Source organism: Pacificimonas pallii, assembly GCF_019204005.1.
GTDB classification, from domain to species: Bacteria; Pseudomonadota; Alphaproteobacteria; order Sphingomonadales; family Sphingomonadaceae; genus Pacificimonas; species Pacificimonas pallii.
Map to the genome: position 1 here is coordinate 235,265 of NZ_JAGSPA010000004.1, position 10,637 is coordinate 245,901.

General features: G+C 62.4%; 12 protein-coding genes. 7 read left to right on the top strand and 5 right to left on the bottom strand.

Translation table 11 applies throughout. The features are described 5' to 3' along the window. The first annotated feature begins 57 nt into the window (after positions 1 to 57). From KCG44_RS13000 to KCG44_RS13010, 3 genes are read left to right on the top strand one after another with little or no spacing between them, the layout of a single operon-like run. Positions 58 to 936, top strand: a complete 879-nt coding sequence (locus tag KCG44_RS13000; protein ID WP_218446537.1) for a F0F1 ATP synthase subunit gamma — start codon at positions 58 to 60, stop codon at positions 934 to 936. Positions 937 to 953: 17 nt separating this feature from the next. Then, positions 954 to 2,408, top strand: coding sequence for a F0F1 ATP synthase subunit beta (gene atpD / locus KCG44_RS13005; RefSeq protein WP_218446538.1), 1,455 nt, complete (start codon positions 954 to 956; stop codon positions 2,406 to 2,408). Between the two features lies 1 nt (position 2,409). After that, positions 2,410 to 2,667, top strand: a complete 258-nt coding sequence (locus KCG44_RS13010) for an ATP synthase F1 subunit epsilon (protein ID WP_218446539.1) — start codon at positions 2,410 to 2,412, stop codon at positions 2,665 to 2,667. Here KCG44_RS13010 and KCG44_RS13015 read toward each other — a convergent pair. Beyond that, complete coding sequence (locus KCG44_RS13015) at positions 2,664 to 3,992, bottom strand: O-antigen ligase family protein (protein WP_218446540.1); 1,329 nt, start codon at positions 3,990 to 3,992, stop codon at positions 2,664 to 2,666. The two genes, KCG44_RS13010 and KCG44_RS13015, sit on opposite strands and share 4 nt — an antisense overlap. A gap of 111 nt (positions 3,993 to 4,103) precedes the next feature. On the opposite strand from KCG44_RS13015, the gene KCG44_RS13020 reads away from it, so the two are divergent. Further along, entirely contained in the window at positions 4,104 to 5,228 is a 1,125-nt protein-coding gene (locus KCG44_RS13020) for a glycosyltransferase family 2 protein (RefSeq protein WP_218446541.1), read from the top strand. A 38-nt stretch (positions 5,229 to 5,266) separates the two neighbouring features. Next, positions 5,267 to 6,712, top strand: a complete 1,446-nt coding sequence (locus KCG44_RS13025) for an ArnT family glycosyltransferase (RefSeq protein ID WP_218446542.1) — start codon at positions 5,267 to 5,269, stop codon at positions 6,710 to 6,712. Position 6,713: 1 nt separating this feature from the next. Here the strand turns inward: KCG44_RS13025 and KCG44_RS13030 are convergent, their stop codons facing one another. From KCG44_RS13030 to KCG44_RS13040, 3 genes are read right to left on the bottom strand one after another with little or no spacing between them, the layout of a single operon-like run. Then, positions 6,714 to 7,325, bottom strand: coding sequence for a glutathione S-transferase family protein (locus tag KCG44_RS13030; protein ID WP_218446543.1), 612 nt, complete (start codon positions 7,323 to 7,325; stop codon positions 6,714 to 6,716). A gap of 1 nt (position 7,326) precedes the next feature. Continuing rightward, positions 7,327 to 8,016, bottom strand: a complete 690-nt coding sequence (locus KCG44_RS13035; RefSeq protein ID WP_218446544.1) for an HAD family hydrolase — start codon at positions 8,014 to 8,016, stop codon at positions 7,327 to 7,329. Then, complete coding sequence (locus KCG44_RS13040; RefSeq protein WP_218446545.1) at positions 8,016 to 8,678, bottom strand: YggS family pyridoxal phosphate-dependent enzyme; 663 nt, start codon at positions 8,676 to 8,678, stop codon at positions 8,016 to 8,018. The genes KCG44_RS13035 and KCG44_RS13040 overlap by 1 nt, the downstream gene beginning before the upstream one ends. 22 nt (positions 8,679 to 8,700) lie before the next feature. Between KCG44_RS13040 and KCG44_RS13045 the strand changes: the two genes are divergently transcribed. Then, positions 8,701 to 9,240 (top strand): thiamine phosphate synthase, encoded by a 540-nt coding sequence (locus KCG44_RS13045; protein WP_218446546.1) that lies wholly within the window; start codon positions 8,701 to 8,703, stop codon positions 9,238 to 9,240. Here the strand turns inward: KCG44_RS13045 and KCG44_RS13050 are convergent. Then, entirely contained in the window at positions 9,237 to 9,947 is a 711-nt protein-coding gene (locus tag KCG44_RS13050) for a porin (protein WP_218446547.1), read from the bottom strand. The two genes, KCG44_RS13045 and KCG44_RS13050, sit on opposite strands and share 4 nt — an antisense overlap. A gap of 255 nt (positions 9,948 to 10,202) precedes the next feature. On the opposite strand from KCG44_RS13050, the gene KCG44_RS13055 reads away from it, so the two are divergent. Continuing rightward, entirely contained in the window at positions 10,203 to 10,631 is a 429-nt protein-coding gene (locus KCG44_RS13055) for a DUF3576 domain-containing protein (protein WP_218446548.1), read from the top strand. Positions 10,632 to 10,637: the final 6 nt, after the last annotated feature.

Sequence of the window (10,637 nt, forward strand, 5' to 3'; positions counted from 1 at the left end):
GATTTTGGATCCCGGTCTTGCCGGGATGATGAAAGAAGGAAGAGAGACTAGCGCCTCATGGCCAGCCTCAAAGACCTGAAAAATCGGATCGGATCGGTCAAATCGACCCAGAAGATCACGAAGGCGAAAAAGATGGTCGCCGCCGCGAAACTGCGCCGTGCGCAGGAACGCGTCGAGGCGTCGCGTCCATATGCGGAAAAAATGCAGTCCGTCATGGCGTCGCTTGCGGGTCGCCTCGGTGACGATGCGCAGGCATCCCCTCTGCTCGTGGGGACGGGCGGGAACCAGACGCATCTCCTGATCATCGCCACGTCCGATCGCGGCCTTGCCGGTGCCTTCAACGCGAATATCGTCAAGAAGGCGCGTGAAACCGCGGACAGCCTGATCGCAGCGGGCAAGACGGTGAAGTTCTACCTGCTCGGCAAGAAGGGCCGCGCGGTCATCCGCCGCCTATATCCTGACATGATCGTCCATTTTCAGGATTTCAGCGACATCAAGGACCCCGATTTCGATTACGCAGCAAAGATCGCCGACGATATCATCACGCGTTTCGACGCCGGTGAGTTCGACGTCGCGCAGCTCTATTATTCGAAATTCAAATCCGCACTGACGCAGGTGCCGACGGAGCAGCAGGTGATTCCCGTTCCCATCGACGGCCACGCCGATGGCGACAAGGCCACCGGTGCCATCGAATATGAACCGTCGGAAGAAGCGATCCTCGATGACCTGCTGCCGCGCAACGTCGCCGTGCAGCTGTTCAAGGCGCTGCTTGAAAATGGCGCATCGGAGCAGGGCGCATCGATGACCGCAATGGACAATGCCACGCGCAACGCAGGCGACCTGATCAACGACCTGACCATCCAGTATAACCGCACGAGACAGGCGGTCATCACGACCGAACTCGTCGAAATCATTTCCGGCGCAGAAGCGCTGTAGAGGCTGAGGAAAAGACCATGGCAACCACCCCAACCACGAACAATATCGGCCGCATCGCGCAGGTCATCGGTGCCGTCGTCGACGTGCAGTTCGATACCGACCTGCCCGCGATCCTGTCGGCGCTGGAAACAAAGAACGGCGACAAGCGCCTGGTTCTCGAGGTTGCACAGCACCTCGGCGAAAGCATGGTGCGCACCATCGCCATGGATGCGACCGAAGGCCTTGTGCGCGGTCAGGAAGTCACCGACACCGGCTCGCAGATCCGCATGCCGGTTGGCCCGGAAACGCTCGGCCGTATCATGAACGTCATCGGTGAGCCGATCGACGAGCGCGGCCCGATCAGCGCGGCGCAGACCATGCCGATCCACGCGGAGGCGCCTCTGTTCGTTGACCAGTCGACCGACAGTTCCATTCTGGTCACGGGCATCAAGGTCATCGACCTTCTCGCGCCCTACGCAAAGGGCGGTAAGATCGGCCTGTTCGGCGGCGCCGGGGTCGGCAAGACCGTGCTGATTCAGGAGCTCATCAACAACATCGCCAAGGGCCATGGCGGCACGTCGGTCTTCGCGGGCGTTGGCGAGCGGACGCGTGAAGGCAACGACCTTTACCACGAATTCCTCGACGCCGGCGTGATCGCCAAGGACGCCGACGGCAATGCGATTTCGGAAGGTTCGAAAGTGGCGCTGGTCTATGGCCAGATGAACGAGCCTCCGGGTGCCCGCGCACGTGTCGCGCTCAGCGGCCTGACGATCGCCGAATATTTCCGCGATATCGAGAATCAGGACGTGCTGTTCTTCGTCGACAACATCTTCCGCTTCACACAGGCGGGTTCGGAAGTGTCGGCACTGCTTGGCCGCATTCCTTCGGCCGTGGGCTATCAGCCGACGCTGGCGACGGACATGGGCAACCTTCAGGAGCGGATTACCTCCACCAACAAGGGCTCGATCACGTCGGTGCAGGCCATTTACGTGCCTGCCGATGACCTTACCGACCCGGCGCCCGCGACATCGTTCGCCCACCTCGACGCGACGACCGTGCTGAACCGTGCGATTTCCGAGCTGGGCATCTACCCCGCCGTCGATCCGCTCGATTCCACGTCGCGCGTTCTTGAGCCGCGCGTCGTCGGTCAGGAACATTATGAAACCGCCCGCGCCGTTCAGGAAATCCTGCAGAAGTACAAGTCGCTACAGGATATTATCGCCATTCTCGGCATGGACGAGCTGTCGGAAGAGGACAAGCTGACCGTTGCCCGCGCACGCAAGCTGCAGAAATTCCTGTCGCAGCCATTCCACGTGGCAGAGGTCTTCACCTCCATCCCGGGCAAGTTCGTCGACCTGGAAGACACGGTGAAGAGCTTCAAGGAAGTCGTCGAGGGCAAGCATGACGACCTGCCTGAAAACGCTTTCTACATGGTCGGCGGCATCGCCGAAGCCCGTGAAAAGGCCCAGAAGATGGCAGCGGAAGCGGCGTAGGATGCCCTTTAATTTCGAACTCGTCAGTCCCGAGCGCCAGGTCCGTAGCGGCCCGGTACATCAGGTCGTCGTCCCCGGGACCGAGGGTGACTTCGCCGTGCTGGAGGGCCATGCGCCGTTCATGTCCACCATCCGGGATGGCGAGATCGCCATTTACGAGACGGCGGGCGCAGAGCCGCTCGTGATGAAGATCGAAGGCGGCTTTGCCGAGGTTGGCGATAACAGCCTGACCATCCTGGCGGAGAAGGTCGAAGCCTAGCGCCCGCGCCGCACCGCGATAGGGCGGCGCGCGCGGGACTGCTCCTCAAGTGATAGCCTTGCGTTTACGGCAAGGCAGCACGCTGTAGCTGCCATCGCGAGCACGATAAATCTCGGGAAGAAAAAGACGCCGTCGACCAGGGCAATGATCAACAGGCTGTTGATCACCAATATGCATGGCAGCAGCCATGATGTCCGCCGCACCGCGCGGATCGCGCGCCACCAGGTGCTGAGCGCGAAGACCGTGATTGCCGCCGTCGGTATCAAACCCCAACTCACTAAAAATTGTAGCGGCGCATTGTGCGGCTGGATGTACATCAGATCCAATGGTTGCATCAGCCACAGGCTTGCCCCTTCACCATGGCCCAGAAATGGGCGCTCAATAAAGGCAGCCATCATGCGCAGCCAGATATCCATGCGTCCGGTTGAAAACCCGGCGTCGCCGCCGCCCGTGTCCAGCACGCGGATCATTCCAAAACTACCCGATGGTGGCATCCAGACGACGAACGAAAGGGCAAGGGCGGTGAGTAGCAAGGCGATTGTCTGAACCATGCGCCGCCATGATGGCGCACGCTGCAACATGATCATGGTAATGACGGACGCGCCGACAATCGCATAGATACCGCTTCTCGTTCCGCTCCACATCAGCAGCGTCGCCGATAGCAGGATACCAACAACGACGTAGGCATGTGCGCTCTTTTCGTCCTCGCGCAGCCAGAGCATGCCGAGCAGCCCCGCCAGAACGGCCGCGCAGAATATGCCAAGGTGCCGAACGCTCAAATAGCCGGGCATGGCCGAGTTCCAGATCGTCTCCGGCCCGCCATATGCCAGGTGCATGACAAGTATGGGCACATAAGCCGCCAGGCCGAGTACCGTCAGATAGGCCAGCCGGTGCATCTGCCGCTTCGTCGCGCCCTGGCACAGGTGGAACGCGGCGCCGGCGAATAGCAGGTGAATGGGCCAATATGCCGCCCACATGACGGAATGCGCGCGCATTTCGGACGTCGTGGCCGAGCTGATCCAGAATGTCGCGAGAAAGACCAGGAGTGCGATCATCCGGACCGGATCAAGCCTCTGGATCAGCCTGACAGGCGAGTAGCCTCCGCGCATGGCGATGGCGATGACGCAAATCTCTGCAATGATGAAAGGCAGGCTGGCCTGCCGCGTCGCTTCGACCAGTTCGTTCGGGATATGGTACCAATAGGTGCGATACATCACGGCGAGCACGAGCGGTAATATCGCCAGCGTCCCCCCCAGCAATGTAAGGCCGGTCGCACGCGGGGTCGATTGCGCGGTGGTCTGAGAGGCTCGGCTAAGCGCGGTCATCCCTGCCCAATAGCCATGGAAAACGAAGCCATGGTTAACGGCGGCCCGGTCATTGTCATGCCCCCGCTATGGTTGACGGGTTCTTTACGCCTGCTGCGCTAGGGCGTGGGTGTGGAACAGCTCGCTCCAGAACTCTTCGCACGGGCGGACCCGTGCGCGCTCGAACTGGCCGTGGTCGTGCCCGTGCTGAATGAAGCCGATAGTGTCGTGCCGCTCGCCAGAGCGCTCGCTGTTGCGCTTGCGGGGATCGAGTGGGAGATGATCTTCGTCGATGACGGATCGACGGATGGCACCATCGAACGGCTTGAGCAAATGGCCAGCGCGGATCAGCGTATCCGCGTCACCCGGCGTATCGGCAGGCGCGGATTGTCGTCCGCTGTCATGGAGGGGTTCCTCAGCACGATCGCGCCCGTCGTGGCGGTCATTGATGGCGATGGCCAGCACGATGAAACAATCCTGCCAGACCTGTTCCGGGCGGTCTTTGAAGGTGGCTGCGAATTGGCGGTCGGCACACGCTACGCCGCTGACGGATCGGTTGGGGACTGGTCGGCGGCGCGGCACAGGATCAGCCAGCTGGCAACGAAGGCCGCGCTCCCCTTCATGAAAACGCCCTTGTCGGATCCGATGAGCGGCTTTTTCGCCATCCGCAGGGATGTCGCGATCGCCGCCGCCCCAGGCTTGTCTTCGACGGGGTACAAGCTGCTGCTGGACATTGTGGCGACCTTACCCGCGGGCCTCCGGGCGAAAGAGGTGGCGTATACGTTCCGTAGCCGAACGGCGGGCAATTCGAAGCTCGATAGCGCCGTTGCGCTCGAATATTTCGAACTGCTGCTGGACAAGCTGATCGGGCGGGTCGTTCCGGTGAAATTCGTCATGTTCGGCGCGGTGGGCGCGCTTGGGATGGGGGTGCACCTGATCGCCCTGGCGCTGTCGCTGGAACTACCCATGTCATTTGCAGTCGCGCAGGCCGTCGCGGTGGGCACGGCGATGACATTCAATTTCACGCTGAACAACCATTTCACATACCGGGATCGCCGCCTGACGGGGCTGCGCTGGGTGAAGGGCCTGGGCGTTTTCGCAGCGGCATGCGGCCTGGGGGCGGTTGCGAATATCGGTGCGGGGTCGGCGCTCTATGCGCAGGATGCCAGCTGGTGGCAGGCCGGTCTTGCCGGTGCGGTGATTGGCTCTGTCTGGAATTATGTCGCAACCTCGTGGTTCGTATGGCGACGCAAATAGCATCAGCCTCCGCACGTTCACGGGAAGCGGGCCGAGACATGCGGGCCCGTATCCTGCCTTTGGGCATCCTGTTCCTGTTTACCCTCGCCATTCGCTCGCCAGGTTTTGGCGACCCGAACTACCATGTCGACGAGGGCTTCTATCTGCTGGTCGGCCACCTGATTTCCGATGGCGCGGTGCCCTATGTCGACATCTGGGACCGCAAGCCGTTCGGCCTGTTCCTGATCTACCTGGGTGCCGCACAGTTCGGCGACGGCATTCTGGCCTATCAGATGATGGCGTCGTCCTCGGTATTTGTGACGGCGGCGTTTATCTGCGCCACCGCGCGCCGCGTGGGAACGTCGGCGGCGGGTCTGCTTGCCGGGCTGGTCTATGTGGCGGCACTGGAACCCTTCGCCGGCGGCGGCGGCCAGGCTCCGGTGTTTTACAACAGTCTGATCGCGGGCGGGGCGTATCTTTGCGCGCGAATTGCGCTGGCTCCCGAACACCCTGAGAGCCGCTGGCATGCCTTGGGTGCGATGCTGCTGTGCGGCACGGCGATTACCGTGAAACCGACTGCGCTCTTCGAGGGTGCGGCGCTTGGCCTGTTTCTCGTTTTCATATGGTGGGAGAAAAGGGGCAGCGGTCGCCGCGTCGTTCCCGTGGCGGCGATCCTGGCATTTGTCGGTGCCCTGCCGACGCTGCTGATCCTTGCCGCGTTTGGCGCCGCCGGACTGTTTGACGCCTACTGGTTTGCCACGGTGGAATCCGTATTTCTGAAGACTGGTCAGACTTGGGCCGTGTCGATGGACAAGCTTGCACATCTCGCGCCGCGCCTGTTACCGCTAATTGCCGTCGCTGCTTTCGGTTTCGCCGTCATGCGTCCCGGTACGCGGCTTCGCACGTTCATGCTATTCTGGCTGATTGGCGCAGCGGCCGGGTTTCTCAGCGTTCCGAATTTCTGGGACCATTATGCGCTGCCGCTGCTGGTTCCGCTTTGTGTCGCATCCGCCGCCGCATTCGCGCGTCGCCGGCTGGGGCCTGTGTTGGCGACCGCGCTGATCGCGTCATCATTGCTTTGGTCGGGGTTCCCGAATGCGGACAGGACCGCCCGCTCGCAGGCGGGGTTCTCCCGGCTGCTTGGCCTCATCGACGCGCAGCCACGGCCGGGCTGCCTGTTCATATTTGACGGTCCGCCGCTCGCCAATGGACGCGCCGCCCGGTGCACAGCCACGCCCTACCTCTTCCCGGAGCATCTGAACAACGCCGCAGAGGCAGGTGCCATCGGCGTGGACGTGTCGGCGGAAATGCAGCGTATTCTCGCGTCACGTCCCGCCATTATCGTTACCGCCGCGCCGCTCGACATCATCGATCAGAACAGCGATACGCGTGCCGCGCTGAATCTCGTACTGGCAGAAGAGTATATCCTGGCCGGCACGGCAAATATTCACGACGAAGCGCGCGCAAGGCCGGTACAGGTCTGGCATTTGCAGACTCGCGATTGACTCAGTCGGCATCCGTTTCCTTCTTGTCCCGCGCCATGGCGGCCGCAAATGCCGGGCGGGCCAGACAGCGGTCCATGTAGGATCTGAGGACAGGCGGTGCGTCCAGAAGTCCGAACATGGTAAGAAACTGGATCGAACCCGACAGCATCAGGTCGGCCATTGTGAAACGCCCCGCGGCTGCCCACTCATTTTCGCCAAGGCGTGTTTCCAGGGCAGCGATCATCCTGTCGAAACTGCCCCAGCCATGGGAGACAGGGTTCGGTTCCAGTTTCGCGATTTTCTCGGCCATGGCAGGTTCGATCACGGACGGGGTGAAGAACAGCCAAAAGAGATATTCGCCGCGCGCTGGATCATTCAGCTTTGGGGCCAGCGTTCCGGCGGCATAGCGATCACCGAGATACATGGCGATGGCAGCGGAATCGGCGACCATTGCTTCGCCGTCGACAAGGGCGGGGACCTTGCCAAGCGGACTGGCCGCGTGAAACTCTTCCGGATCGGTTCGGCCTTCCGCGCGGATATCGATATGCTTCACATCATAATCGGCGCCGACCTCTTCCAGTGCCCAAAGCGCACGGGCAGCGCGGGTTTGCGGAGACCAGTATAATGTAATCATGTCAGTCCCTCTCATCGAATGTGGCCAGATGTGCCGCGACATCTTCATAACTGAAGGCGATGACATCCGCACCGGCGCCGCGCAGGTCTTCGTCATGCCCGTCCAGGCAATGCCCGCCGGCCGCCAGCCCGCAGACAAATGTTCCCGCGGCGCGGGCGGCGGTGACGCCAACGGGGGAATCCTCGATGACGAAGCAATCGGCAGGATCAGCGCCAAGTGCCGCCGCCGCATGCAGGTAAAGGTCGGGCGCGGGCTTGCCGCGCTCGACATGTTCCTTGCCGCTGAAGATCATGCCGCCGAAGTGCCCTGTCCGTGCGACATGGCCAAGATGGCGCAGGATCCAGTCCGTCGAACTTGATGAGGCGATGGCGCGGGGACGGGCGGATGGCAGCGCGTCGAGAAAGGCCAGTGCGCCCGGCACCGGGTCAAGGCCTGTGCCAAGAACGCGCGCGTCCTCGGCCCGGCGCAGGTCATGGAAACGGTCCGGAATGCTGCCGCCGATCCAGCCTTCCACCGCGCGGAAAAAATTCTCACCGGACAGACCCATGAAGGCCCGGATGGCCTGTTCGGTCGTCGTCGGCGTCCCAAGTTCAGTCAGCGCCTCGGCGAGCTGCTGGTTTCCGGCCAGTTCGCTTTCGATCAGCACACCATCGAAATCGAAGATGATTGGCCGGAGGTTAGACGCAGGCATCAGGTTCGCGCCCCAAAAATAGCCGTACCGACCCGGACATGTGTCGCGCCGACCATGATCGCGGTTTCATAATCGGAGGACATCCCCATTGAGAGACCCGGCAGGCCGTGCCGCTCCGCCAGTTTCCGCATCAGCGCGAAATAGGGCGCGGCTTCGGTATCGGCCGGCGGAATGCACATCAGGCCGACAATCGGCAGGTCGTGCGCCCGGCACAGTTCCAGGAGGTCGGGCAGTCCGCCAGGAGGGCAGCCGCCCTTTTGCGGCTCGTCGCCAATATCCAGTTGCACGAAACAGTCCGGGCGCCTGCCTGTCTTCTTCATGGCCTTGCCCAGTGCCTTCACCAGCGATGCGCGGTCGACGCTGTGGATGACATCGAACAGCCCGGCCGCATCTTCGGCCTTGTTGGACTGAAGCTGCCCGATCATGTGCAGGCGCGTCTTTGGAAATTCCTTTCGCAGGCCCGGCCATTTTTCCGCGGCCTCCTGTACCCGGTTTTCGCCGAAGTCCCGCTGCCCCGCCGCCAGTACGGGCCGGATGTCGTCCGCCGCCATGGTTTTGGAGACGGCGATCAGCGTGACATCGCCCGCCTCGCGGCCTGCGATTCCGGCCGTGCGGGCGATCGAGTCGCGGACCTTGTCGAGCGGAGCATGTTGAGTGGTCATGCGCTCTCGCTAAAGGAGGATCATGTTCCGCCGCAATCCCAGAAATCAGTGCCTGCCGGAATGCTGGCTGTTCACCGATGAAAAGCGGGGCGGCGACCCATGCGCCGCGATACGCCGCCTGCCGAGGGGCAGCGGTGTGATTTTCCGGCATTATGCAGATCCCCGGCGTGAGCCGCTGGCCCGCCGCTGCGCGCGCATCGCCCGCCAGAAGGGGCATGTTTTTCTGGTGGCCGGAGATGAAAAACTGGCGCGGCGGGTGGGCGCGGACGGCACACACATGCCGGGTTTCGCGCGCATGGCGCGGCCTTTCACGGCGGCGGCGCACAACCGGACAGAGCTGATCAGGGCGGAGCGGGCCGGCGCGCGGCTGGTCTTTCTCTCACCGGTGTTCGCCACCCAAAGTCATCCAGACGGCAGGGCAATGGGTCGAACCGGCTTTGGCCGTCTGGCGCGCACGGCAAAGGTGCGTGTGGCGGCGCTCGGCGGCGTGACACCGCATCGGTACCGGTCGTTAAAACAGTGGGGCGCCGCGGGGTGGGGCGCAATTTCGGCCCTCAGTTAGAAACTGAACGACGTCCCGAGGTATACCGTACCGGATTCTTCGGCGGTGTCCTCATCAAGGTTCACGAAATCGCGGCCATAGGCCTCCGGATGCAGGCGGTCATAGCGCACGCCGCCGCGTACCGACAGGCGCGGGCTGAGCGAATAGGCGCCGCCCAGTTCGACATGTTCAGCCTCGCCGAGGCCGTTCGGCAGGATACGGCTTGCGTCGGCAGGTGCGGTTGCCCCGGCCTCGACACCCGCACGCCAGCGCTTGCCCGCATAGGCAAAGCCGACTTCCGTACCCTGGCGTTCGACACCGAGTGTCCGGTCATTTTCCTTCACGACACCGCCTGACAGGCTGAAGCCGCGATAGCCGACGTCCAGTTTCGCCTCGACCTCAATAGGTGCCCGTGCCGTGCGTGCACGAGCTGCCGTCACCTCTGACGGTGCGGGCTTCACCGTATCACGAACGACACGGCCCGTGACACCGACGCTGACACCGCGCTTCTTTTCCTTCGCGCCAGAGGGCGTGAAGGAAAAGCGGCTCTCGCTTTCGGTCAGGCTGGTATTGCCATTGCCCGACGGCGTGAAACTGCCAAGGGTGCCGGTCACGGGGCGATCCGTACCCGCCCTGTCCTGGGCCATGACGGGCATCGCGAGCGCAAGGCTCATCGCGCTTAGAAGCGCTGCGGCCTTCAGGGGCGCGATGGCGATTTTCCTACCCATGACAATATTGCCGTCTCGGCGCGTTCCCCTGTTTCACTTCGACTCATCAGGTCTCGTTACGAGGCACAATGCCCGAAACCCACGAAATATCCGAATCAAAATTATCGGATACACTGGCGATGGCCCCTTTTGTCCATTGTCTGTGGCAGTCTGGTGACAGGCCTGTCAGTTTACGAGGGGGGCTAGGCGTCTTTTGCGTAGCTGCCTATAGACGTCCTGGATATCCAACACCGAATTGCCGAGGTAGGTCTTCACATGAATTTTGTCCGTCCGCTTCTTCTGACCGCCATTGGCCTTGCTTTGGCCGCGTGCAGCCGTGGGGGCGAGACACCGCGCGCCGACATCGCCGCTGCGCAGACGACCACCATTGGCGTCAATGCCTTCCTGTGGCGCGCAAGCCTGGAAACATTGTCGTTCATGCCGATGGCGCAGGTCGATTCGACCGGCGGCGTGATCGTGACCGATTGGTATACCAACCCGCAAGTGTCCGAAGAGCGCGTGAAAGTGACCGTCTATATTCTGGATCAGATGCTGCGTGCCGATGGCCTGCGCGTCGCCGCGGTCCGCCAGCAGAACAGCAATGGCAATTGGGTCGATGTGCCGGTGCGCGCCGGTACGGTGCAAAAGCTGGAAGAAACGATCCTGACCCGCGCGCGTGACATACGCCGTTCGCAGATCGGCTAGTGCCCG